This is a genomic window from Streptomyces sp. NPDC002888 (genome assembly GCF_042888465.1).
Classification (GTDB): Bacteria; Actinomycetota; Actinomycetes; order Streptomycetales; family Streptomycetaceae; genus Streptomyces.
In genome coordinates, this window is the sequence record NZ_JBIAPU010000008.1 from 226,711 (window position 1) to 250,443 (window position 23,733).

16 protein-coding genes and 1 pseudogene are annotated in these 23,733 nt (G+C 70.9%); 7 read left to right on the forward strand and 10 right to left on the reverse strand.

Features of this window, described 5'->3' with window-relative positions:
• Window positions 1–374: 374 nt before the first annotated feature.
• Window positions 375–2,474 carry an autotransporter gene (locus ACFYWX_RS15870; RefSeq protein ID WP_389424586.1) on the reverse strand — a complete coding sequence of 700 codons (2,100 nt, stop codon included), beginning with the start codon at window positions 2,472–2,474 and terminating at the stop codon, window positions 375–377.
• Between the two features lie 217 nt (window positions 2,475–2,691).
• Here ACFYWX_RS15870 and ACFYWX_RS15875 point away from each other — a divergent pair, with 217 nt between their 5' ends.
• Together ACFYWX_RS15875 and ACFYWX_RS15880 are read left to right on the forward strand one after the other, a co-directional pair.
• The gene (locus ACFYWX_RS15875; protein WP_389424587.1) at window positions 2,692–3,774 is read left to right on the forward strand and encodes a family 43 glycosylhydrolase; all 1,083 of its coding nucleotides are present in this window, start codon (window positions 2,692–2,694) and stop codon (window positions 3,772–3,774) included.
• A 5-nt stretch (window positions 3,775–3,779) separates the two neighbouring features.
• Window positions 3,780–5,192 carry an RICIN domain-containing protein gene (locus tag ACFYWX_RS15880; protein ID WP_389424588.1) on the forward strand — a complete coding sequence of 471 codons (1,413 nt, stop codon included), beginning with the start codon at window positions 3,780–3,782 and terminating at the stop codon, window positions 5,190–5,192.
• A gap of 7 nt (window positions 5,193–5,199) precedes the next feature.
• On the opposite strand, the gene ACFYWX_RS15885 is transcribed toward ACFYWX_RS15880, so the two are convergent.
• Window positions 5,200–6,876, reverse strand: a complete 1,677-nt coding sequence (locus ACFYWX_RS15885) for a rhamnogalacturonan lyase B N-terminal domain-containing protein (protein ID WP_389424589.1) — start codon at window positions 6,874–6,876, stop codon at window positions 5,200–5,202.
• 193 nt (window positions 6,877–7,069) lie between these two features.
• Here ACFYWX_RS15885 and ACFYWX_RS15890 point away from each other — a divergent pair, with 193 nt between their 5' ends.
• On the forward strand, window positions 7,070–8,149 hold the full coding sequence (locus ACFYWX_RS15890; protein WP_389424590.1) for a rhamnogalacturonan acetylesterase: 1,080 nt from the start codon (window positions 7,070–7,072) through the stop codon (window positions 8,147–8,149).
• Between the two features lie 114 nt (window positions 8,150–8,263).
• Window positions 8,264–10,000, forward strand: coding sequence for a DUF2264 domain-containing protein (locus ACFYWX_RS15895; RefSeq protein ID WP_389424591.1), 1,737 nt, complete (start codon window positions 8,264–8,266; stop codon window positions 9,998–10,000).
• Here the strand turns inward: ACFYWX_RS15895 and ACFYWX_RS15900 are convergent.
• Window positions 9,969–10,379, reverse strand: a complete 411-nt coding sequence (locus ACFYWX_RS15900) for a hypothetical protein (RefSeq protein ID WP_389424592.1) — start codon at window positions 10,377–10,379, stop codon at window positions 9,969–9,971. The genes ACFYWX_RS15895 and ACFYWX_RS15900 overlap by 32 nt on opposite strands.
• A gap of 89 nt (window positions 10,380–10,468) precedes the next feature.
• Complete coding sequence (locus ACFYWX_RS15905) at window positions 10,469–11,869, reverse strand: hypothetical protein (protein WP_389424593.1); 1,401 nt, start codon at window positions 11,867–11,869, stop codon at window positions 10,469–10,471.
• 97 nt (window positions 11,870–11,966) lie between these two features.
• Here ACFYWX_RS15905 and ACFYWX_RS15910 point away from each other — a divergent pair, with 97 nt between their 5' ends.
• The 3 genes from ACFYWX_RS15910 (at window position 11,967) to ACFYWX_RS15920 (ending at window position 13,622) form a co-directional block, all read left to right on the forward strand.
• Complete coding sequence (locus ACFYWX_RS15910; RefSeq protein ID WP_389424594.1) at window positions 11,967–12,341, forward strand: VOC family protein; 375 nt, start codon at window positions 11,967–11,969, stop codon at window positions 12,339–12,341.
• A 61-nt stretch (window positions 12,342–12,402) separates the two neighbouring features.
• Window positions 12,403–12,861 carry a hypothetical protein gene (locus ACFYWX_RS15915; RefSeq protein WP_389424595.1) on the forward strand — a complete coding sequence of 153 codons (459 nt, stop codon included), beginning with the start codon at window positions 12,403–12,405 and terminating at the stop codon, window positions 12,859–12,861.
• Complete coding sequence (locus ACFYWX_RS15920; RefSeq protein WP_389424596.1) at window positions 12,858–13,622, forward strand: isocitrate lyase/phosphoenolpyruvate mutase family protein; 765 nt, start codon at window positions 12,858–12,860, stop codon at window positions 13,620–13,622. Before ACFYWX_RS15915 ends, ACFYWX_RS15920 begins: the two co-directional genes overlap by 4 nt.
• A gap of 73 nt (window positions 13,623–13,695) precedes the next feature.
• Here ACFYWX_RS15920 and ACFYWX_RS15925 read toward each other — a convergent pair whose 3' ends face one another.
• From ACFYWX_RS15925 to ACFYWX_RS15950, 6 genes and pseudogenes are all read right to left on the reverse strand, one after another.
• Window positions 13,696–13,971, reverse strand: coding sequence for a hypothetical protein (locus tag ACFYWX_RS15925; protein WP_389424687.1), 276 nt, complete (start codon window positions 13,969–13,971; stop codon window positions 13,696–13,698).
• A gap of 2 nt (window positions 13,972–13,973) precedes the next feature.
• Window positions 13,974–14,303, reverse strand: a pseudogene (locus tag ACFYWX_RS15930) (alpha/beta fold hydrolase); the annotation flags it as partial.
• Window positions 14,296–14,880 carry a TetR-like C-terminal domain-containing protein gene (locus tag ACFYWX_RS15935; RefSeq protein WP_389424597.1) on the reverse strand — a complete coding sequence of 195 codons (585 nt, stop codon included), beginning with the start codon at window positions 14,878–14,880 and terminating at the stop codon, window positions 14,296–14,298. The pseudogene ACFYWX_RS15930 and the gene ACFYWX_RS15935, both read right to left, overlap by 8 nt.
• A gap of 172 nt (window positions 14,881–15,052) precedes the next feature.
• On the reverse strand, window positions 15,053–16,408 hold the full coding sequence (locus ACFYWX_RS15940) for a jacalin-like lectin (protein ID WP_389424598.1): 1,356 nt from the start codon (window positions 16,406–16,408) through the stop codon (window positions 15,053–15,055).
• Window positions 16,409–16,544: 136 nt separating this feature from the next.
• On the reverse strand, window positions 16,545–19,010 hold the full coding sequence (locus ACFYWX_RS15945) for a SpoIIE family protein phosphatase (RefSeq protein ID WP_389424599.1): 2,466 nt from the start codon (window positions 19,008–19,010) through the stop codon (window positions 16,545–16,547).
• A 442-nt stretch (window positions 19,011–19,452) separates the two neighbouring features.
• Window positions 19,453–23,718 (reverse strand): HAMP domain-containing protein, encoded by a 4,266-nt coding sequence (locus tag ACFYWX_RS15950; RefSeq protein WP_389424600.1) that lies wholly within the window; start codon window positions 23,716–23,718, stop codon window positions 19,453–19,455.
• Between the last annotated feature and the right edge of the window lie 15 nt (window positions 23,719–23,733).

The window sequence follows — 23,733 nt, forward strand, 5'->3', positions numbered from 1 at the left end:
CCTTGATCAGGTCGGCTGTGCCGTTGTCGTCCAGCCCGAGGGTGAAGGCGAGCGACTTGTAGCGCTCGTGATGCTGTATCTGACGACCGGCCCATCACAGGGGTCGGCCAACACCATGGCCTGCTCGTAGGACTTCGCCCCCATGGTCACCGACCTGAGGCTGATCACGTCGCCGCCATCGAGGGGCGACAGGTTGGTCAGCGGCACAGTGCCCGACGGCAGCGGTGCTGGGCTCGACGGCTTCGCCGAGGTCGTCGGCGGTACCGGACGGGCTCGGGGCGGGCGCGGTCACCGTGGCCGTCGCCGTCGCGGTGAACGTCACGGTCTGCGCCGTGGGCGAGTTGACCACGGTCGGCAGACCGAAGAAACCGAGGCTACCCGCGCGCCGCGTGCCGCCCGCCCCCGCGCCGTCCCCCGCCCCGCCGCTTCGTCACCGGCAGGACCAGCCCGATCAGCAGCCCCACCGCGAGCGCATAGGGCCACCAACCCAGCCCACTGCTCGCGGTGTTCGCCGTACGCGTCGTCTCGGCCGCCACCGGGCCGGCAGTCGCCTTGCCCCGCGCCGACGGTGTCGGACTCCCGGCGACGGCGGTGAGGACGACGTCATTCCCGTCGCCACCCCGGTAACTGATCCGGTAGACCATGTCCGCGAGCTTCACCTCACCGCCCTCGCGCAACCCGCTGAACATCCCTGTGGTCTTCGCGGATCCCGTGTGGTCGAGGACGCGGATCTCCCGCGCGGGCGCGGTCCCGGCCGCCGACAGGTCGAGCTCCCCGGCCAGCCGCACCGCACCGCCCACCTTCAGCGGCTTGTCCCGCAGGACCAGTTCGCCCTTCCCGCGCTGGGTGAAGTCGCCCGTGACCGTGACACCGCCCGCGACCACGCCCTCGTTCGACACCGCCCCCTTCACCGTGCCCTTGCCGGTGAGCGCCCCGGTCACGAGCAGCGCGGAAGACCCGGCGTCCAGTCGCGCCCCCGCCGAGGTGAGCCGGATCGCCTTGCTCCTCGCGAGGGTCGCCCCGTCCCGCAGGGCCAGCGTGCCCTTGGAGACGGTCGTCGTGCCGGTGTACGTCACCCCGCTCCCGGTCAGCGTGGTCGTCGCGGCGCCGGACTGGACGAGGGAGCCGCGGCCGCTGACGCGGGACAGGGAGATCGCGGTCTTCCCGTTCTGCACGACGAGCGTCCCGTCGTTCACGACCGAGCGCCGCGCGCTGCCCGTCAGCAGCGAGCCGTCCCCCTGCGCCGACCCCAGCCGCAGGACCGCCCCCTGCTCGACGGTGGTCGACCCGTCGTAGTGCTGCCCGGCCGCGAAGGTCACGTCGTTGCCCCGGGTCCCGGCGATGACGACGTCCCCGGCGCCGGGCGCGGCCAGCGTGTCGTGGTACCTGCCGCCGCCGATCGGCGCGCCCAGGGTGACCGGCCCGTTGTAGTCGAAGGTCAGCCTGGACCGTCGCCCGCTCTTCTCGTGCAGGTTGATGTACACGGTGTCCGCCGTACCCGGCATGAAGATCCGGTGCGTGCTTCCGTCACCCCACTGCACGTCCGCACCCTCGATGTTGGTGCCCCGCTTGTTCAACTGGTGAGGGATCGCACGCCAGTTGATTCCGGCGTCGCTCAGTGACGGGTTGGTGTCGCCACCGCGGTCGCTGTAGCTGTACTGCCCCGTGAGCACCACCTTGCTGCCGGGCCGCGTGTGGACGTTGACGTCGCTGCCGTACTCGCGCTGGTAGAAGTCCTGCCGCAGTGTGATCGTCTGGTACAGCGGGGTGTCGATGATCCAGGATCCCTGGTTGAGGATCGCGCGGACGTCGGGCAGGGCGACCGGGTACTCGGGGCGGCCGACGGCCATCCCCGTGCCGTTGTCGATGACCCCGGAGAAGGGGTGGGTGCCGGCCAGGTCGAGGGTGCCCCACATGTTGCGGGGCTGGGTGACCAGGCCGAAGCCGCTGATGGTGCCGATGTTGAAGGTGCGGGTCAGGGAGAGCCTGAGAGTGCCGTCGACGCGGATGTTGAGCTGGTTGAGCTGATATCCGGGCGTGTTGTACGGGAAGTGCCCGATCAGCCCCGTTCCGCCGCCCGTGCCGTACTGCAGGGTCGCCCCGCGCTCGACGGTGATCGCCGGCGGGTCGGGCCGGGTGACCGTGGTGTACGGGTGGTGGCCGCCCTGGGTGCGCACCACCTGCCGCTGCCGGGACTTCGGCAGCGTGAAGTCGCTGTCCTTGGTCAGGACCAGCGTCCCGCTGCCGCGCACGGTCAGCGTGCCCTCGCCGCGCAGGACACCGTCGTACGTCGTCGTCCCCGACGGCACGGTGACCACGGTGTCGCCGGTGAGGGTCACGTCCCGGTCCGCGAGCACGTCGGAGGTGACGTCCCGCGAGCCCGCGGCCACGGCCGGGGGAGCCGTGGTCAGGAGGGCGGCGACCGCCGCGAGGGCGCCGACGGCCGCTGCTGTGGTGTGGGTATGGCTGCGCACACCGGTGGAGACGGGGCGGGGCCCGGACGATAACAGAAAGTTGGCTCCGGGCAGGGTTCTGAAAGGGCTTTCCCCTTCGTCTCGCCCGACCCGTTGACCTGGCCGTAACGCGCCCTTACCTTTTCGGCGTTCGGAATGACAGAAGTTGTGCGATATGCCGAACATTTCTGTTCTCTTTTGTGTTTCCTGTGTCCCCCCACTCCGAGAGGCAGTGCGCATGAGCCGCGACGAATCCCCGAACCGAAGACTGCTGCTGAAGGGCGCCCTGGCCGCCGGCGCCCTCACCGCGATGCCGGGCGTGGCGCAGGCCGCGAGCTCCCCGGCGGGCGCGGGCGCGGCCGCCCCGTACGCCAACCCGCTGGTCCGCAACCGTGCCGACCCCCACATCCACCGCCACACCGACCGCCGTTACTACTTCACGGCCACGGCCCCCGAGTACGACCGGATCATCCTGCGCCGCTCCCGCACCCTGCGTGGACTCGCGACCGCCGACGAGGCCGTCATCTGGCGCAAGCACGCGACCGGTGCCATGGGCGCCCACATCTGGGCACCGGAGATCCACCACATCGACGGCAAGTGGTACGTCTACTTCGCCTCCGCGCCCGCCGAGGACATCTGGGCGATCCGCATCTGGGTCCTGGAGAACTCCCACCCCGACCCGTTCAAGGGCACGTGGGTCGAGCGCGGGCAGCTGAAGACGGCCTGGGAGACCTTCTCCCTGGACGCCACCACCTTCACCCACCGCGGCAGCCGCTACCTCGCCTGGGCGCAGCACGAGCCCGGCATGGACAACAACACCGCGGTCTGGCTGTCGAAGATGGCCGACCCGGTGACTCTGACGGGTCCTCAAGTACGGCTCACCACACCGGAGTACGACTGGGAGACCATCGGCTTCAAGGTCAACGAGGGCCCCTCGGTCATCAAGCGGGGCGGCCGCCTGTTCATGTCGTATTCGGCCAGCGCGACCGACTACCACTACTGCCTCGGGCTGCTCTCCGTCGACGCCGACGCCGACCTCATGGACCCGGCGAACTGGACCAAGTCGCCGACGCCGGTCTTCACCAGCAACGACACCACCAAGCAGTACGGCCCCGGCCACAACTGCTTCACGGTCGCCGAGGACGGCCGCACCGACGTCCTCGTGTACCACGCCCGCCAGTACAAGGAGATCGTCGGCGACCCGCTGAACGATCCCAACCGCCACACCCGCATCCAGCGGCTGGGCTGGAAGGCCGACGGAACGCCGGACTTCGGCATCCCCGTCGCCGACACCCCCACTCGCGGCGTCCAGGGAGAGTGACCGAGATGAGACGTGCGTACGCGATCCTCCTCGCCGTCTGTATGGCGGTGGCCGGAGCGCTCGTGACGGCCGGCCCCGCCCAGGCGGCCCCGCAGACCGTCGCCAACGGCATACAGTTCACCGACACCTCCGGCGCCGCCCTGCACGCCCACGGCGGCGGTGTCATCAAGGTCGGCAGCTACTACTACTGGTTCGGCGAGGACCGCAACGCCGACAACACCTTCCGCTCCGTGGACGTCTACCGCTCCACCGACCTGAAGAACTGGGAGTTCAGGAACCGCGTCCTGACCCAGTCCAGCGCCGCCGAGCTGAACACCGCCTACATCGAGCGGCCCAAGGTCATCTACAACGCGTCCACCGGCAAGTTCGTGATGTGGATGCACAAGGAGAACGGCACCGACTACAGCGAGGCCCGCGCGGCCGTCGCCGTCTCCAGCACGGTCGACGGGAACTACACCTACCAGGGCAGCTTCCGCCCGCTCGGCCAGCACATGTCCCGGGACATCACCACGTTCGTCGACACCGACGGCACCGGCTACATGATCTCCGCCGCCCGCGAGAACTACGACCTGCAGATCTACCGGCTCACCGCCGACTACACCGGCATCGCGAGCCTGGTCGCCAACCCCTGGCCGGGCGGCCACCGCGAGGCGCCGGCGCTGTTCAAGCGGGGCAACGTCTACTTCATGCTCACCTCGGGCGCGACCGGCTGGAACCCCAACCAGCAGCAGTACGCGACGGCGACCTCCCTGTCCGGCCCCTGGTCGTCGATGACCGACGTCGGCGACTCGACGGCGTACGGCTCGCAGACCGCGTACGTCCTTCCCGTGCAGGGCACTTCGGGCACCTCGTACCTCTACATGGGCGACCGCTGGGGCAACTCCTTCAGCGGCACGGTGAACGACTCGCGTTACGTGTGGCTGCCGTTGACCTTCCCGAGTTCGACCACGATGTCCATGTCCTGGTCCCCGGAGGTCACCATCGACGCGGCAGCCGGCACGATCGGCGGCACGAGCGCCACGTACAACACGCTGATCGCCCGGCACTCCTCCAAGTGCGCCGACGTCACCAGTCAGTCGCTGTGGCAGGGGGCGCAGCTCAAGCAGTACGACTGCAACGGCGGCAACAACCAGAAGTACTGGTTCAAGTCCGTCGGCAGCGGCTACTACCAACTGGTGGTCCGCAACAGCTCGTTGTGCGTGCAGGAGAACACGAACACGGTCACGCAGGAGAACTGCAACGGCTCGGCGACCAGCCAGCAGTGGTCGCTGACCACCACGGGCTCCTACGTGAACGTCAAGTCCCGTGCGAGCGGTGAGTGCCTGGACGTGAACGGCGCGTCCACCGCCAACGCCGCCGCGATCATCACGTACACGTGCAACGGAGGGGCCAACCAGCAGTGGACGCGCGGAACCTGACGTCAGGTCAGGCGAGCAGGTCGATCGCGTCGATCGAGGTGCCCGCGCTGAGGTAGGAGGTCGTCCCCGAACCGCTCACCACGTTGATCTTCAGCACGTTGTACTGGCCGGTGTCCGTCAACCAGGCACTCGCCGGGACGCTGTAGGTGAACGTGTGGTTGTTGCCCCGGTAGGACCCGTTGGTCAGGGACCGGGTGCTCGGCTGGGTGGGCGGGGAGGGGATGGCCGACGTCCAGTCGTTGACCGCGATCTGCGGCCGGCCGTTGGCGTAGGCCGTCGTCACGCCGATGCGCAGGGTGTGCGCGGCGGCGGCCTGGGCCGCGGTCAGCTTGAAGTACACGAGCAGACCGCTGTTGACGTCCTTCCAGATGTAGCAGGGGAACGCCGAGGTCTCGCTGCCACTGCCGATCACCACGTTGCCGGTCCAGGCGGCGGCCCGGGAGTCCGACGGATGCGCGTACGTCATCAGGTCGGCGTTCTTGAAGCCGCTCGGCGTGCCGGTCCAGTCGCCGATCCGCCAGATCGCGCTCGCGTTGCCCGGGTCGTTGGAGGACGGGATCGCGATCGAGTTGAGGGTCGTGGCCGACCCGGCGGACACGGTCACCTGTGTGCTGTACACCGCCAGCTCGCTCTTGAACACGGTCAGCGTGTACGTCCCCGGAAGGACACCCGCGATCGAGTAGTAGCCGTCCGAGGACCGTGCCGAACCCCAGTACTGCGCGGCCGAGTTGGCGAGCCCCACCGTGTACGCGTGCGCCGTGTTGCGCCCGGTGATCCCGACGCCCGCGACGCGGCCCCGGCCGCTCGCGCCGACGTACCCGGAGATGCCGAGGGAGTCCGCCCACGAGGTGGTCAGCGTGCCCGGGAACAGCGACGAGGAGGGCGCGCCGCCGTCCGTGAAGGCGATGACGTAGGGGCCCTGGAGGCCGAAGCGCTGGTCCTCGGTCTGGTTCTGGCCGTAGTAGAGGATCTCGTACAGGCCGCCGCCGTCGGCGCTCTGGTGGCGCAGCAGGGAGCGGTAGAAGGGGCCGCCCGAGGCCTTCTCGTGGTTGCTGCGCACGATCCACAGACCGACGCCGCCGGCGCTCCAGCCGAGGTAGTCGTAGTCGATCACGCGTCTCTTGGAGAAGTGCTTGGAGCGGGTCTGGCCGTCGGACTTCGCGAACACGTCCGAGGCCTCGATGGTGGAGGTCGTGTACGTGTAGGAGTCCGGCTCGTCGTTGAGGAAGAGGCCCTTCTTCACGCGGACGATGTAGCGGGTGGCGGAGACGGACGTGTCGGCCTTGTTGGTCCACAAGTAGACGTTGTTCTCGCCGCTGCGGGCCGCGTAGTAGTGCTTCAGGGTGCCGTGCGTGACGGAGATCAGGATCGTCGAGCCGGACTGCTTGATCGACACGGTGGAGGAGCCGAGGCCGGACTCGATGTGCGAGTTCATGCCGCCGTAGCCCTGGTACTCCGTGCCCTTGTACACCAGCGAGGACAGGTCGCCGTTGGACTTGTTGACCTTGAAAACCAGACTGGCGCCGGTGTCGACGACGTAGTTGGTGCCGTCGTCGCTGTAGCCGAAGCCCGCGGCGGACGCGGCGGTGGCGTGGGGGCCCGCGAGCGCGGCGGAGCCGACGGCGGCCGCGGAGCCGAGGACGAAGGTGCGGCGTCGGACCGGTCTGTTCACGGATCCGGACATGTGGGGGTGCCTCCTTCGGGAGGGTGGGGGGTGCGGGTGGTTGGTCAGAGTGGCAGTTGAATCGATTTCGCGAAAGGGCTTTCGCGAGCAAGGGGTTGGCAATCTTGTGAAATCACTCCAGGGTCTAGAAAGCGCTTGCCAACAGCGGTACGGTCCAGCCGCCAGGTCTTGCCCCCTGCCCGAGGAGCCGCGAATGAGACGTTTCAACCTCGCCGTACTGGCGGCGGTGACGCTGAGCACCGGCCTGACCGCCGTACCGGCCCAGGCACACGGGGGCCAGCGGCCCCTCGGCCTCGAGAACTGCACCGCCACCGCCTGCCACTTCGACGTCCCGCCCGGCACGTACGACGTGAAGGTCCTCCTCGGCGGCGACGCCGCGTCCAGCACGAGCGTCTCCGGCGAGACCCGGCGCTCCCTGCTCCCCGAGACGGCCGCCGTGGCCGGGATGGGGGTCCCCCCGCTCGAGCGAAGTCGAGAGTGGGGGAGGGTCGCCCGCAGCTTCACCGTGAACGTTCGCACCCCCGAGGGCGAGCCCACCGGCCCCGACGGCACTCCCGGTCTGGACCTCGTCCTCGGCGGCTCGGCGCCCGCGCTCGCGGACATCCGCGTCAGCCCCGCCCGGCGCGCCCGTCAGATCTTCCTCGTCGGCGACTCCACGGTCTGCGACCAGCCCGGCGACCCGTACTCCGGCTGGGGCCAGCAGCTGCCCCAGTACCTGCGCAAGGGCGTCTCCGTCGCGAACTACGCCGACTCCGGCGAGAGCACGGTCACCTACCTGTCGAACCCGCAGCTCTGGGCCACCGTCCAGCCGCAGATCCACCGCGGTGACCTGGTCCTGATCCAGCTGGCCCACAATGACAAGACCACCGACGAGGCGACCTACCGGGCGAACCTGGAGGCGCTGGTGGCGGGCGTGCGGGACAAGGGCGGCAGGCCCGTCCTCGTCACCCCCATCGTGCGGCGCTGGTTCAACGCCGACGGCACCCTGAACAACAACACCGCGCTCCTCGTCAACGGCCTCGGCGTCGACCACCCGGCCGTCATCCGCTCGGTCGCCGCCGCCGAGAACGTGCCCCTGATCGACCTCACCGCGAAGACGAAGGCACTGGTGGAGTCCCTGGGCGTCGAGGGCTCCAAGGCGCTCTACCTGTACAACGAGAAGCGCGACAACACCCACACCTCCGTCCACGGCGCCACCGCCTACGCGGGCCTGGTCCGCGACGAACTCCTCGCCCTGCATCTGGTGCCGGAGGGCCAGGTCCGGGTGGGATGAACTCCTGGGGCGCCTCGACCGGAACCGGGGCGTCCCAGGGCTCTCACCCGAGGGCGAACGAAGCGTTCCGGGCGTACCGCGCTCTCTGAGCGTTCCGAGCAGGGAAAGAGAACCATGCAGCTGCCTCCCGAAGACCGCACCCTCAGCCCGCGCACCGGCTACACCCGCGCCCACTGGGAGGCCGCCGCCGACGCCCTGCTCGCCGCGACCGAGCCGTACGCCACCGCCGACCGCGCCCTCTATCACTTCCCCGGTGACCACCAGAGCTGGTCGGGCCGCCTCTCCGACGGCCTGGAAGGCTACGCCCGGACGCTGCTGCTCGCAGCGTTCCGCCGCGACGAGACCGCCCTGGAGCGCTACGCCGACGGCCTCGCGGCGGGCGTCGCGGGCGTCTGGCCCCGCATCGAGGACCGGAGCCAGCCCCTGGTCGAGGCCGCGTCGATCGCCCTCGCGCTGCGGCTGACCCGGCCCCTCCTCTGGGACCGCCTGGACGACGCCGTACGGCAGCGCGCCGCCGCCTGGCTCGGCGACGCCCTCACCGCCGAACCCTGGCCCTGCAACTGGGAGTTGTTCCCCGTCACGGTCGGCGGCTTCCTCCAGGAGATCGGCTACGAGACCGAGGCGTCCGGCAAGGCGGTCGACCACCACCTGGAACGCATCGAGCAGTGGTACGTCGGCGACGGCTGGTACACGGACGGCGACGGCCGCAAGTTCGACTACTACAACGGCTGGGCCATGCACCTCTACCCGGTGCTGCACGCCTGGCTCGCGGACGACGCCCGCCTCCTCGACCTGTACGGCGGCCGCCTGGAGGCCCATCTCGCGGACTACGCCCGCCTGTTCGGAGGCGACGGCGCCCCCATGCACCAGGGCCGCTCCCTGACGTACCGCTTCGCGACGACCTCCCCGCTGTGGCTCGGCGCGCTGACCGGCCGTACGCCGCTGTCGCCGGGGCAGACCCGCCGGCTGGCGTCGGGCGCGCTGAAGTACTTCCTGGACCGGGGCGCCGTGGACGATCACGGCCTGCTCACGCTGGGCTGGCACGGCCCCGACGAGTCCGTGCTCCAGGGCTACTCGGGCCCGGCGTCCCCCTACTGGGCGAGCAAGGCCTTCCTCGGCCTGCTCCTGCCGCCGGACCACGAGGTGTGGACGGCGAGGGAGGAAGCCGGCCCGGTGGAGCGGGAGGACGAGGTGCGGCCGGTCGGCCCGCCCAACTGGCTGCTCCAGTCGACGAGTTCGGACGGCCTGGTCCGCCTCCACAACCACGGCAGCGAGGACGTCCGCTACGACCCGTACTACACGCGGCTCGCATACTCGACGGTGACGGCGCCCTCCACTGCGCACGACGTGTCGTACGACAACAGTGTGATCGTCGGCGGGGATCCGCGCCGGACGGACATCGAGCCGCTGGGCGTGGGCGAGGGGTGGGTCGCGTCCCGTCACACGGCCTGCGGCGGAGCGCGGGTGACCAGCCTCGTGCTCGCGCGCGGGGCCGTGGAGGTGCGAGCCCATCTCGTGGCGGGAGCGGCGCCCGGGACCCCGGTGCGCGTGACCGGCTGGGCGGCGCCGGAGGGCGCCCGGGCCGAACTGCGGCCCGCCGTCGGTCTCACCGACGAGCTCACCGGAGTCACGTCCGAGGACGCCACGCTCTTCGTCGCCCTCGCCCGCCTCACCGCCGAGCCGGACCCCGTACCCCTGGAGGAGTCGGTGTCCGTGCGGGTGGAGGGGACGGGCGAGCTCCACGTCCGCTGGAACGGCGGGCCCGAGGTGCGGGCCCGGCTGACGGACGGAGCGGTCGCGTCCGCGGACCTCGTACCGGTCAGCGTTCCCCGCGCGGAGGCAGCCGGGTGACCGCGACGAACGTCGTCAGGGCCACCAGGGTCACGACGGCGAAGAGGGCGTACGAGTTCCAGGCCTCGTTGGGGCCGGGTGCGATGTCCGGGGCGAGCCACAGCAGGGCATAGAGGAGCGCCAGGGACCCGACGAAGGCCGGCCAGCGGTGCCGTACGCCGTTGGTCACGTCGTCGAGCATGGACCAGATGGCCACGAGCAGGATCACGGTAGGCGCCTCCTCCCAGCCGAGGGCGGTGGCGCCGGCCCCCACGGCCAGGCCGAACAGCCAGACCCGAAGCATCGGCACGGGCGGGGAGGCGCTGCGTGGCGTTCCCGGCGGGATCCCGAACAACCGCCGCATGCTTCCCCCTACGCCGTGCTTCTCCTCGCCGGACATCGACCGACTCCCCCCCCCCCGTCAGCGCGCACCGCAGAAAATGAGAAGCGCGGACGGGGGCATGTGGTTGTACGGCGGCGGGGTGAACGTCAGGGTGTGAGGCGGGCGATCCGCAGAGTCGTCGTGGTCGGGGAGGCTCCCGTGAGGGGAGTGCCGTAGGACGGCGTGACGGGCGCGTACGCCCAGGTCAGGGTGCCGTCCTTGAGGACCGCGATGTCACCGCCGACACGGGCGTTGACCACCTTGTCCGCGCTCTGGAACTTGCCGCTCCAGTCGATGAGACGCAGGTGGGTGCCCGTGAAGGTGCCGGTGCAGGTGCCGTTGGCGCACTTGGCGTTCTTCAGGGACTCCCAGGACAGCAGGAGCCGGTCCTTGCCGTACGGGGCGAGGTGGACGTTGACGTGTTCCGTGCCCGGCGTGTTGGAGAGGCGGATCGCCTTCCCCGGGCCGGAGTTGCGGTTCTTGAGGAAGGCGACGGCCACCTGGTGGGTGCCCGTCTGTGGCTTGACGGTCCAGCCGCGTCCGCTGGAGTCGTCCGGGTTCTTCTTCGCGGAGGCGGCGCCGCGCGAGGCGAAGGCGGTGGCGTAACGGCCGCTCGCCGACTTCACCAGGTCGCCGGTACGGCCGGGGAAGGTACCGCCGCAGTACCCTGCCCAGCACTGCTCGCGCTGCACGACCGGGGCGTTGTCCGGGGCCCCGATCCCGGTGGAGACGAAGAGGCCCGAGCGCCAGTCGTCGAAGCAGAGGGAGGTGAAGGCACCGGTCTTCTCGGGGTGCAGGGCGATGCCCTCGTTGTGGCTGCACCCCCAGCTCCAGCCGCCGCTGAGCCCCGCGCCCTTGGCGCTGACGTACGACAGCTTGTCGCCGTAGTGGCCGTCGGCGAACCCGCCCGCGCCGTGGACGACGAAGTAGGCGCCGTACTTGCTGCCGTTCCAGGTGAGCTGGCCGTCCAGCAGCGGGGCGGTGTCGTGGGAGGAGGTGCCGGTGAGCTTGGTCCGCCAGGTCTGCTTGCCGCCCGTGTAGCGGACGATCGCGGCCGCCGTCTCCTTCCACTTGTTCGTGTCGGAGACGCGGGTGAGCAGCGCGAAGCCGTCGTTGTGCGCGACCAGGCCGCCGACCTCCTTGGCGCCCTTGACGACGGTGTCCGCGCCGGAGCGCTTGCCGGCGGCGGTGAGCGGGGTGACGTGGATGCCGTCGGAGGCGGGCCAGGCCACGCGCAGCGTGCCGTTGGGGGCGACGGCGGTCGTGGTGCGCGTCCACTCGCGGGTGTTGTTGTAACCCGCCGAGAGGTACGGGAACTTGGCGGTCAGGCTGACGGCGGTGGTGCTGACCGTGAGGCCGCCGGCGGGGGCCGGTGCGGCACCCGCGGTCGCGTACCACGCGCCGACCAGGGCGGCGGTGGCGGCGAGGCCGGCGATGAGGGGCTTGCGAGCTCCCCGTACACGGCGATGTCTTGTGGTGCCCGTGTCGCTTGTGGTGCGTGAGGTCATGGCCTGTAGTGGCCGCCAAGGCCGGAAAGGTTGCCTCCCTTGGCCGGAAGAGTTGCTTCCCGTTGCCCGATGATCACTCGTGCACAAGAATCCGCGCATGACTTCCGCCATCCGTCACATGACGATCGACAGCGCCGACGCCTATGCCCTTGCCACGTTCTGGTCCCAGGTCCTGGGCATGCCCCTGTCCGACGACGACGAGCCGGGCGACGAGGAGGCGCTCATCGAGGGTGCCGGCCTGCTCTTCGTCACCGTGCCGGAGCCCAAGACCATCAAGAACCGCATCCACGTCGACCTCCAGCCCCAGGACCGCACCCGCGACGAGGAGGTCACCCGCCTCCTCGCCCTCGGCGCGACCCTGTTCTCCGACCATCGCAGGCCGGACGGCACGGGCTGGGTGACGCTCGCGGATCCGGAGGGGAACGAGTTCTGCGTGGAGCGCAGTGCGGGAGAGCGAGAAGGCGGGGCCTGAGCCTTCCGGCCGCTCGCACACTTCGGCCGGCGCCGAAACGAGTGGGCCATAGCGTGCCGGTATGACCGAGCACCCGCAGGAGACCCCCGCTCAGGCCGTCACCGGCATGGTGGACCACGTCCTCGCTCTCGCCGCCACCTGGACCGCCTGGGACGGCAAGCCCGCGCACGTGGACGACCGTGTGTACACCCCGCACAAGGCGATCCGCCGGGTCGCCGATCATCTGGTCGACCACTTGGCGGAGTTGGAGGACCGGCTGGTGGGGGAGGAGCCACAACCGGACCACTGGCACGCGTCCGCCGTGACGAGTGAGGCTGACCTCGCACCCTTCACCGGGGAGGACCTCGACGAGGCCCGCAGCCGCCTCGCCCGGCTTGCCCGCATCTGGGTGAACCGCCTGGACGCGCTGACCGACGAACAGCTCGACGCCTCGCCCGGCGAGGGCTGGAGCTTCCGTGAACTGGCCCTGCACCTCAAGGAGTCGACGTACTACGCCGACGCCGTGGGAGACCTCTCATGACCCCCTTCGCCGCCCTCCATCACGCCGCCGAGCCCCTCCTCCTGCCCAACGCCTGGGACCACGCCTCCGCGCTGGCCCTGGCGGGGCAGGGCTTCCGGGCGGTCGGCACGACGAGCCTCGGTGTCGCGGCGGCCGCGGGCCTGCCCGACGGGGCGTCCGCGGCCCGCGACGAGACCCTGAGGCTGGCCCTCGCTCTCGGTACGGCGCCCTTCCTGCTCTCCGTCGACGCCGAGGGCGGCTTCAGCGAAGACCCCGACGAGGTGGGCGAGTTGGCGCGCGAGCTGTGGGCAGCCGGGGCCGTCGGCATCAACCTGGAGGATGCTCTCGGCCCCACCGAGCGCCACGCCGCGAAGATCGCCGCGGTGAAGTCCGCGGCACCCGGCCTCTTCGTCAACGCCCGTACGGACACGTACTGGTTGGGCGAAGCCGAGGAAAAGGAAACCCGGACCCGCCTGGACGCCTACCAACAGGCGGGCGCCGACGGTGTGTTCGTCCCCGGCCTCACCGACCCGCGCCGGATCGCCATCCTGGTCGAGCACCTCGACGGCACCCCGCTCAACATCCTCCACTCACCCACCGGCCCCACCCTCACCCACCTCACCGACCTCGGCGTACGACGCGTCAGCCTCGGCTCGCTGCTGTACCGGCGGGCCCTGGGCGCGGCACTGGAGGCGGTCGCCGACATCCGGGCGGGGCGAGCACCTCGGGGCACGACGCCGACATACGACGAGGTTCAGCAGCTTGTCACGGGATCTGGCTGATCTTGTGGGATGCCGGTCGGCTGACGGTGACATCGTCCCGATCGGGCCGGTCGAACTTCGGTGGCAGAAGGTGTCACGGGACCCTGCCGAGGTCAAAAGGCAAGATGAGTGCCTGTTCCTGCTCCCTGATCGCCGGACCAGCGGGTCCGCTCCGCGACCAGCCTGCCATCGCCCGTACACCGAGGCCGATGGCTCGCTCGTCCGGGGCGAAGTCGGAGTAGTGCGGGTAGCTGGTGGTGATGGGGGCGCTGGGAGCACGGACGCCGAGGAAGGTGAACGTGCCGGGGATGCGGTCCAGGTAGAGGGCGAAGTCCTCGCCGCTGAAGGGCGGGAACGCGGCTCGGAGCAAGGTCGGAGCCGTTTCGGGTGGCGGGCGAGGAGGTCGAGGGCGGCGATGGCGCCGGAGCTGGTGCCGAGGACGAAGGCGGAGTCGTCGTCGGCGAGTACGGCGTTCAGGACGCGGTGCGCACCCTCGCTCCAGTCCTCGACGCGCTGGTCGGCGACCGGCTCGCCGAGGCGGCCGTGGGCGAGGCCGAGGGGGTCGTGGGTGACGACGGTGAAGCGGTCGGCGAGGGCGTCCGTCAGGGGGTCGAGGCCCATGGGGTGGCCTGCGCCGCCGGGGATGATCAGGAGCACGGGGCCGCTGCCGCGTACGTCGTAGTGATCGGCGGGCTCAGCCATCGTTCTTCTCCTCGTGCGGCCAGTGGGTGAGCGCCACGTGCAGGGCCTCGATGGCCCGGTCCCAGGATCTGCGTACGTCGCGGGGGGCGCCGAAGCCGCCGGTGGCCTCCAGGGCGCAGTAGCCGTGGAAGGTGCTGCGCAGCAGGCGGACGGCGTCGGTGAGGTCGGGTTCGGTGAGGCCGTAGGCGCGGAGCATGCCGTAGGTGATCTCGGCGGTGCGGCGCAGGGCGGGGGACTCGGCGACGAGGGCCTGGTCGACGCGGATCTGGGTCGCCGCGTAACGGCCGGGGTGCTCGAGTGCGTACGCGCGGTACGCGCCCGCGAACGCCGCCAGCGCGTCCTTGCCGGCCCGTCCGGCGACGGCGGTGGCGATCCGGTCGATCATCTCGCCGCCGGCGAGGAACGCCATGCGGGTACGGAGGTCGTTGAGATTCCTGACGTGCGAGTACAGGCTCGCGTCCTTCACGCCGAAGCGGCGCGCCAGCGCGGACACCGTGACGTTCTCGAAGCCGACCTCGTCGGCGAGATCGGCGGCCGCCGCGACGACCCGGTCGGTCGTGAGGCCGGCTCTGGGCATGGAGTCACCACCCTGCGTGCACTGAAACCTAGGGGCTCTAGGAAATAGCCTAGCCGGTCCGTCGGCGGGACCTCGAGGTGGAGGGGCGCGCGCCGAGCCGCTTCCCCGACTCGGCGCGCTGAAGGGTCATACGTTCACGTCCGCCGCATTGTTCGACGGAGACGGGGTTGTGTCAGCTGATCGGCGCGTACAGCACGCCCAGCTTGTCGAGCTCGTCACCCGCGCGGCCCGTGAAGCCGACGATCTGCCAACCCGTGGGGGCCGCGAAGGTCTTCGTGTCGGACGTCGCCGTCCCGGTGGAAAGAGTGCGGCCCTTGTCCGTGGCGAACGTGGCGGAGAAGAGGCGGGTACGGCCGTCCTTCTGGCCCTGCGTCAGTTTCAGCGAGGTCAGGTGTTCGCCGGTGGCCAGGGTCAGTGACGTCGCCGTGCCGCCCGTGCCGCCGTGCGGCACTGCCGTACCGCCGTCGTGCGTGAGCGACACCGCGTCGAGGCGGGAGCCGCCTCGGAGGGTGAGGGTGCGGGGGGACACGCTCGACGGCAGGTCGTCCGCGTCGGTGAAGGCCGTGCCATGGGGGCCGCCGAAGAAGTCGCTCGCCCGGAGGGCCGGGTTGAGGGTGTAGGAGAAGCCGGTCGTGTGCGGGAAGTGGTCGGAGAGGTTGCCGCCCGCGGAGTCCAGGAAGGACGCCCACTCGTTGTTGTAGCTGGTCGCCGTCAGGGAGAGCAGTGTGCTGCCGCGGTAGAGAATCTTGTCGACGACCTCGCAGCCGTTGGTCGGGGCCGACGTGGGGCACAGGAGCGGGTCGGCGCCCGACGGCGGCGGTGTGCCGCCCTTCGCCAGCTTCACCCAGGCGTCCGTGAGACCGTTCTCGTCGACGAGGGTGCGGATGTTGTCGCCGGTCCGCGTGTACCGCGTGTTCGTGTCGCCCATCACGATCACCGCGTTGCCCGCGGAGTTCGCCTGGATGAAGTCCGACAGCTGCTCGACGTTGGCGCGGCGGGCGGCGAGGGCGTCGTCCGTGTCGTCCGCGTTGGTGTGGACGTTGTAGAGGTCGACGAACACGCCCTCGGCGAGGCGGACCCGGGCGAGGGTGAAGCCCTTGGGGGTCAGGCAGTTGGTACCCGTGCAGGTCTTCCACTTGACTCGCTCGAAGTCCTCGAACGGCAGGTCGGAGAGGGTGTTGAGGCCGTCGCCGAAGGGCACCCCGCCGCTGGTCGCCGTGCGGTACGGGTGGTCGTCGCCCGCGTACAGCGCCGCGTGGTAGTTGAAGTCCTCCTGGACGTTCACGATGTCGTACGGCGCCAACCTCGGTGAGATCAGCGGGGTGTTGGTCGCCGGATGGCCGGAGCTCAGGCCCTCCGGCAGGCCCGCGACGTTGTACGTCAGGACGTTGAAGGTGCCGGACGCGGGGGCGGCGGCCGCCTGCGCCGAAGCGGCGGTGGTGGCGGTGGCGGCCGTGGCGGTGGTCGCGGCGGTGAGGCCGGCCAGCGTCAGCGTGCCGGCCACGACGGTGCCGAGGAGTCTTCTCATGGTGGGGGAGTCTCCGGTCAAAGGAACGGGGGGACGAGCGGCGATCCCCCCAGGGTCCCCGGCAACTGGCGTGACATACAAGGGCTGTTGGGAAAACAGTGGCCGACGGTGAGCCGCTCGCCCTGCCGGACGCTCCTCACCCCACGCGGATCCCCACGATGCACGTGTCGTCGTCGGTGTCCGACCTGCTGTAGGTCAGCAGGCGGTCGAGTTGCTGGTCGAGCGTGCTGGGGTCGGTGCGGGCGGTGCGGGCGGTGGTGAGGAGGTGGGTCAGGGACTCCTCCACGGAACGGTCGCGGCGCTCGATCAGACCGTCCGTGTACATCAACAGGGTGTCCTCGGCGTTCAGTTGGATCTCGTCCTCCTCGTACGCCACCTCGGGAAGCACTCCGAGGAGCATCCCCTTGAGCAGGGGCAGGGGAGTCGCCTCGGTGCCCCGGACGAGCACGGGCGGCAGGTGGCCCGCCCTGGCCCAGCGGAGCGTGCGCCGGGCCGGGTCGTACAGACCGCACACCGCCGTCGCGGTGATGCCCCCGGTCAGGTTGTGCGCCACGATGTTGAGCCACGACAGCAGCTGGCCCGGCCCGGCGCCGGTCACCGCCAGGCCGCGCAGCGCGTTGCGCAGGACCACCATGCTGGTCGCGGCCTCGATGCCGTGTCCGGCCACGTCGCCCACGCACAGCAGCACCATCCGGGACGGCAGCACGACGGCGTCGTACCAGTCGCCGCCCACCAACTGCTCGGTCTCCGCAGGCCGGTAGCGGACGGCCACCTGGAGGTCGGGCACCCGCAACGGTGCCTGGGTGGGCGGCATGATGGCGTGCTGCAACTGGAGGGTCAGCCGGTTGCGTTCGGTGGCCTGCTGTTCGGTGTGCGCCAGTTGGTCGCGGGTGGCGGCGAGCGCCACCTCGGTCCAGTGCTGGGCCGAGATGTCCTGGCAGGCGCCGCGGACGAGGAGGAGCCGGCTGTCGGTGTCGAGGACCGGTTCGGCGACGACCCGGATGTGGCGGGTCACCCCGTCCGGCCGCTGGAGCCGGAAGGCCGCGGACGCCGGCCGCCGGTGGTGCAGCAGCGTACGCAGGAAGTGGCGGATGGACGTGCCGTCGTCCGGGTGGGCGTGGGCCGGCAGCTCCTCCAGGGCCACCGGCGTACTCGACTGCGGGCGCCCGAAGAGGTCGAACAGCTGCCCGTTCCAGGTGATCTCGCCGGTCAGCACGTGCTGCTCGAAGCCGCCGATGCGGCCCAGGCGCTGGGCGTGCTGGAGCAGGCTCGCCAGTCGAGCCGTCTCGTCCTCGATGCGCCAGATGAACAGGACGGCGGTGCCGTGCCGGCTGACGCTGATGTCCGCGACCGCCGCGAGCGGGACCTGGTCGACGAGGGCGGTGAGGTTCATCCGGCGCGCCCTGAAGGGCTCACCGGTGGCGTACACGCGCTCGATGCGCTGGAACAGCTCGCTGTCCCCGGCGGCCATCGGGTAGGCCTCGAGCAGCAGCGCCCCGCTGACGACGGCACGCGGCCGGCCCGCCGGATCCAGGAAGCGGTTGTTCACGTGCTGGATGCGGAAGTCCACCAGGTGGCCCGCGCCGTCGAGGTGCGGAACCAGGACGAGGGCGGGGTCGTGCAAACCATCGGCCAGGTCGATCAGTTCCGCGGCGTCGGGCAGGAGGCGCGGCTCCTGGGTGGGACCGAGCGGCAGCGTGTACGTCTCCAGCGTGTGGGCGCACAGTTCGGCCAGCGCCTCCACCTGGCGAACGATCTGCGGCGGCTGCGGGGGCAGGGGCGTCGGCCAGGCGATCTCCAGCACACCGTGGATACGCCCTCCGACCCCGGCGGGTACGGCCGCTCTGCCGCCGTCCGGATGGTGGTGCAGGCCGATGCTGGGCAGTCCGGTCTCCGCGAGGGACGCGATCCACTGGCCCGCGCGTTCGGTGAGGCCGCACCGCGCCACCGTCGCCACGTCCGGGGGGACGTAACGCCAGCGCGTGGCCTCGGCCGGGGAGAACCCGGCGCTGCCCGCCAGGGTGAGCGAACCGTCGGAACCCGCGGCCCAGATCGCCACGGCCACCGCGCCGAGCGGGCGCAGCGCCTGCTCCAGCAGGGCGTCGGCGACCGCCTGCGTGTCGTCCGCGGCCAGCGCGCCGCTCTCGGCCGCGCGCAGGCGTACGGCGGCCGAGTCGGACTCCGTGTCGTCGGCGGCCCTGGTGGCGGCGAGGAACGCGTCCGCCACCTCCGACATCCGGTCCCGGGCGGCCTGGTTGATGACGTCGACCGCGAATTCCAGGGAAGTGAGCTGGGCCTGTTCGGCCAGTTCGGTGAGCTGCCGGGCCGCCTGGGCGGGCCCGCACCCCAGCCGTTCGACCAGGATGCCCTTGGCGAGTTCGATCAGGGCACGCCCCTCGGCCTCCGCCTGGGCGGCCCGCACCTCCCGGCTGAGCCGTTCCACGGTGGCCGCCAGCCGGCCCACCGGTGAGGCGGCCGCGGCGCCACCGAAGCCCGCGGGCGGCCCGTCGGCGCCCACCGACCGGGAGGACGCCCCCGAGGCAGTGGCGGACTCGAGTGTCGGCTCACCGCCCCGACCCGGTTCAGCCGGTTGCTCGGACATGCTCACGATGTTGAGGCTCCTCGGCTTGAGCGCCGGGCGGCGCGGAACGGGAGACACTGCGCGGCGCCCGACCCCGCGGACGCACGGGGCGGGATGCGCCGCGTGGCACCAGGCCCTGCTGATGCGGGGGTCGGCGGGCGCTGGGGAGTGCCCGGTTCGGCCGGTGTGCGGGGCGGGATACGCCGCGTGGCGCCTGACCCTGCGGATGCGGGAGTCGGCGGGCGCTGGGCAGCGCCTGTTCCCGCCGGTGTGCGGGACGGGATGCGCTGCGCGGCGCCTGGCCCCGCGGATGCCCGAGACGGCGGGCGCCGGGGAGTGCCCGGTTTCGCCGGTGGGCGGGAGGACGGCACGCGTTGCGTGACGCCCGGTCGCGGCGGTTTGCCGTACGGGAGGCGACGCGGGGCGTCCGGGCAGACGGGGCGCGGGAGGGGAGTCGGTGTGTTCACGCGGGCAACCAGCGGCGGACGCAGGCGATGAGGTCGCGTGTGTCGACGGGCTTGGTGACGTAGTCGCTGGCGCCCGAGGCGAGGCTCTTCTCTCGGTCGCCGGGCATGGCCTTCGCCGTCACGGCGATGATGGGCAGCTCGGCGTACTGCGGCATCCTGCGGATCTCGGCCGTCGCGGTGTAGCCGTCCATCTCCGGCATCATCACGTCCATCAGTACGAGCGCGACGTCCGGGTTGTCCACCAGCGCCTCGATGCCCTTGCGCCCGTTCTCCGCGTGCAGCACCCGGAATCCGTGCAGCTCCAGGATCCCGCTGAGCGCGAAGAGGTTGCGGGCGTCGTCGTCGACGACGAGGACGGTGAGGCCGGCCGACGGCTCGTCGACGGGCACCGGACTCCGCGGTTCCTCGGGCCGGACCAGGGACAGCACCTCGCCGGGCTCCTCCGCCGACAGGTGCAGGGCGATGCGCTCGCGCAGTTCGTCGAGACTGGACAGGAACTCCAGTGCCCCGCCCGCCGAGCGGGACCGCAGCGTCTCCTCCAGGGCCGCGTCCGTGGGGTGACCGCTGTGCACCAGCACCGGAACACTCGCCAGCGCCGAGTCACCCTCCAGGGCCTGCAGGAACCGCGACGCCTCGCCGTCCCGCAGGCCCAGCTCCACCACGACGCAGTGGCACGGCTCGGCCGCGAGCGCGCCCGCCGCCTCCTGCGCCCCGACGGCGGTGATGACGTCGACCGCGGGCCGCTGCCCGCCGTCCTCACGGCCGTGCGTCAGATCCGTCACGACGCTCTCCGCGACGAGCGTCAGCAGCCCGCGCGGCCGCTCCTCCACGACCAGCAGGCGCCTGGGACGCGGGCCCGGCCCGATCTGGGCGACCGGCACCGGCCGGGCCGACCCCTCCGCGAGGATCTCGGCCGAGGAACGCTCCGGGATCCTGTCCTGGCCGAGCAGATCCTCGAAGTCGGCACGGGCCACGGGCAGGAAGAGCGTGAACGTGCTGCCCTGCCCGGGTGTGCTGTCCACCGTGACGGCACCGCCGAGCAGATGGGCGATCTCCCGGGTGATGGACAGACCGAGACCCGTGCCGCCGTACTTGCGGCTCGTCGTGCCGTCCGCCTGCTGGAACGCGCCGAAGATCGTCTCCAGGTGCTGCTCCGGGATGCCGATGCCGGTGTCCTTCACCCGGAAGGCCACCACGGCACCGCCCCGGATCACGCCCTCGGGCACCTCGTCGTCCGCCGCCGGCTCGATGCTCAGCTCCACGCTGCCCCGCTCGGTGAACTTCACGGCGTTCGACAGGAGGTTGCGCAGCACCTGGCGCAGCCGGGAGTCGTCCGTGAGCAGGTCGGCGGGCGCGCCGGGAGCGGTCGTCACCGTGAAGTCGAGGCTCTTCTGCGTCGTCATCGGCCGGAACGTGGCCTCGACGTACTCGATGAGCTGCCGCAGCGCCACCCGCTCGGGCGCGACGTCCATCTTCCCGGCCTCGACCTTCGACAGGTCGAGGATGTCGTTGATCAGCTGGAGCAGGTCCGAGCCGGCGGAGTGGATGATCTGCGCGTACTCGACCTGCTTCTGGGTGAGGTTGCGGGAGGGGTTCTGGGCCAGCAACTGGGCCAGGATGAGCAGGCTGTTGAGCGGGGTGCGCAGCTCGTGGCTCATGTTCGCCAGGAACTCCGACTTGTACTTCGAGGCCAGCGACAGCTGCTGGGCCCGTGTCTCCAGCTCCTGCCGCGCCTGCTCGATCTGCAGGTTCTTCGCCTCGATGTCCCGGTTCTGGTCCGCGAGCAGCGAGGCCTTCTCCTCCAGTTCCGCGTTGGAGCGCTGAAGCTCCTCCTGCTGCACCTGCAACTCGGCCGAACGGGACTGGAGTTCACCGGTCAGACGCTGCGACTCGACCAGCAGCTCGTCGGTGCGGGCGTTGGCCACGATGGTGTTGACGTTGACGCCGATGGTCTCCATCAACTGGGCCAGGAAGTCCTGGTGGATCTGTGTGAAGGCGGTGACCGACGCCAGCTCGATGACACCGAGGACCTGGCCCTCGACCACGATGGGCAGCAACACCAGCGCGGTCGGCACCACCTGGCCGAGCCCCGAGGAGATCGTCACGTAGTCGGGCGGCAGCTCGTCCACCGTGATGGTGCGCCGGCTGCGTGCGGCCTGGCCGACCAGGGTGCGGCCGAAGGCGATCCGGGCGGGCCGGGTGTCGTCGTCGGGGTAGCCGTAGGAGCCGACGAGCCGCAGCTCGGGCCCGCCGTCGCCCTCCTCGGCCAGGTAGAAGGCGCCGTACTGGGCCGACACCAGGGGCACCAGCTCGTCCATGATCAGCTCGGCGACGACGGGCAGGTCACGATGGCCCTGCATCAGGCCCGAGATCCGGGCGAGGTTCGTCTTGAGCCAGTCCTGCTCCTGGTTGGCGCGGGTGGTCTCGCGCAGGGACTCCACCATGGAGTTGATGTTGTCCTTGAGCTCGGCGACCTCGCCGGACGCGTCCACGGTGATCGAACGCGTCAGATCGCCCTCGGCGACGGCGCTGGCCACCTCGGCGATCGCGCGGACCTGCCGGGTCAGGTTGCCCGCCAGCTCGTTCACGTTCTCCGTCAGGCGCTTCCAGGTGCCCGACACGCCCTCCACCTCGGCCTGGCCGCCGAGGCGTCCCTCGGTGCCGACCTCGCGGGCGACGCGGGTGACCTCGTCGGCGAAGGCGGAGAGCTGGTCGACCATCGTGTTGATCGTCGTCTTGAGTTCGAGGATCTCGCCGCGCGCGTCCACGTCGATCTTCTTCGACAGGTCGCCCTTGGCCACCGCGGTCGTCACGAGCGCGATGTTGCGCACCTGACCGGTGAGGTTGTTGGCCATCGAGTTGACGTTGTCGGTGAGGTCCTTCCAGGTGCCCGCGACGTTCGGCACGTGCGCCTGGCCGCCGAGGCGTCCCTCGGTGCCGACCTCGCGGGCGACACGGGTGACCTCGTCGGCGAACGCCGACAGCGTGTCCACCATCGTGTTGATGACGTCCGCCAGCGCGGCGACCTCGCCCTTCGCCTCGACCGTGATCCGCTGCGACAGGTCGCCGCGCGCCACCGCGGTGGCGACCTGGGCGATGGAGCGGACCTGGCCGGTCAGGTTCGACGCCATCACGTTGACGTTGTCGGTGAGGTCCTTCCAGGTCCCCGACACGCCCCGCACCTGGGCCTGGCCGCCGAGGCGTCCCTCGGTGCCGACCTCGCGGGCGACGCGGGTGACCTCGTCGGCGAAGGCGGAGAGCTGGTCGACCATCGTGTTGATGGTGTTCTTCAGTTCGAGGATCTCGCCGCGCGCGTCGACGGTGATCTTCTGCGAGAGGTCGCCCTTGGCCACCGCGGTCGCCACCAGCGCGATGTTGCGGACCTGGCCGGTGAGGTTGCCCGCCATGAAGTTCACGGAGTCGGTGAGGTCGCGCCAGGTCCCCTTGACGCCCTTGACGTCCGCCTGTCCGCCGAGGCGTCCCTCGGTGCCGACCTCGCGGGCGACGCGGGTGACCTCGTCGGCGAAGGCGGAGAGCTGGTCGACCATCGTGTTGATGGTGCTCTTGAGTTCGAGGATCTCGCCGCGCGCGTCGACGGTGATCTTCTGCGACAGGTCGCCCTGCGCGACCGCCGTCGTCACCTGGGCGATGGAGCGGACCTGGCTCGTGAGGTTGCCCGCCATGTGGTTCACGGAGTCGGTGAGGTCGCGCCAGACGCCGGCCACGCCCGGCACCTGGGCCTGTCCGCCGAGGCGTCCCTCGCTGCCGACCTCGCGGGCGACGCGGGTGACCTCGTCGGCGAACGCCGACAGCTGGTCGACCATCGTGTTGACGGTCTCCTTCAGCTGAAGGATCTCGCCGCGGGCCGGCACGTCGATCTTCTGGGAGAGGTCGCCCTTGGCCACCGCCGTGGCCACCTGGGCGATGTCGCGGACCTGGGTGGTCAGGTTGCCCGCCATGGCGTTGACCGAGTCCGTCAGGTCGGCCCAGGTGCCCGAGACGCCCGGCACCTCCGCCTGACCGCCGAGCGTCCCCTCGGTGCCGACCTCGCGGGCCACCCTGGTGACTTCGGAGGTGAACACGGACAACTGGTCCACCATGCCGTTGAAGACCTTGGCGATGTCGCCCATCAGGCCGTCGGCGTCGTCCGGCAGTCGGGTGCCGAAGTCGCCGTCCCGGACGGCCGTCAGGCCCGCCAGGAGCTGGCGCAACTCCTGATCACCCCAGGCGGCGTCGACGACTCCGGTGCTGTTGCTGGTCATGCGCACCCTCGTTCC

Coding starts and splice junctions, on each gene's coding strand:
- ACFYWX_RS15890 (WP_389424590.1), top strand. CDS start 7,070: ATGAGACGTTTCAACCTCGCCGTACTGGCGGCGGTGACGCTGAGCACC.
- ACFYWX_RS15875 (WP_389424587.1), top strand. CDS start 2,692: ATGAGCCGCGACGAATCCCCGAACCGAAGACTGCTGCTGAAGGGCGCC.
- ACFYWX_RS15880 (WP_389424588.1), top strand. CDS start 3,780: ATGAGACGTGCGTACGCGATCCTCCTCGCCGTCTGTATGGCGGTGGCC.
- ACFYWX_RS15935 (WP_389424597.1), bottom strand. CDS start 14,880: ATGCCCAGAGCCGGCCTCACGACCGACCGGGTCGTCGCGGCGGCCGCC.
- ACFYWX_RS15920 (WP_389424596.1), top strand. CDS start 12,858: ATGACCCCCTTCGCCGCCCTCCATCACGCCGCCGAGCCCCTCCTCCTG.
- ACFYWX_RS15915 (WP_389424595.1), top strand. CDS start 12,403: ATGACCGAGCACCCGCAGGAGACCCCCGCTCAGGCCGTCACCGGCATG.
- ACFYWX_RS15905 (WP_389424593.1), bottom strand. CDS start 11,869: ATGACCTCACGCACCACAAGCGACACGGGCACCACAAGACATCGCCGT.
- ACFYWX_RS15885 (WP_389424589.1), bottom strand. CDS start 6,876: ATGTCCGGATCCGTGAACAGACCGGTCCGACGCCGCACCTTCGTCCTC.
- ACFYWX_RS15910 (WP_389424594.1), top strand. CDS start 11,967: ATGACTTCCGCCATCCGTCACATGACGATCGACAGCGCCGACGCCTAT.
- ACFYWX_RS15945 (WP_389424599.1), bottom strand. CDS start 19,010: ATGTCCGAGCAACCGGCTGAACCGGGTCGGGGCGGTGAGCCGACACTC.
- ACFYWX_RS15895 (WP_389424591.1), top strand. CDS start 8,264: ATGCAGCTGCCTCCCGAAGACCGCACCCTCAGCCCGCGCACCGGCTAC.
- ACFYWX_RS15940 (WP_389424598.1), bottom strand. CDS start 16,408: ATGAGAAGACTCCTCGGCACCGTCGTGGCCGGCACGCTGACGCTGGCC.
- ACFYWX_RS15950 (WP_389424600.1), bottom strand. CDS start 23,718: ATGACCAGCAACAGCACCGGAGTCGTCGACGCCGCCTGGGGTGATCAG.
- ACFYWX_RS15900 (WP_389424592.1), bottom strand. CDS start 10,379: ATGTCCGGCGAGGAGAAGCACGGCGTAGGGGGAAGCATGCGGCGGTTG.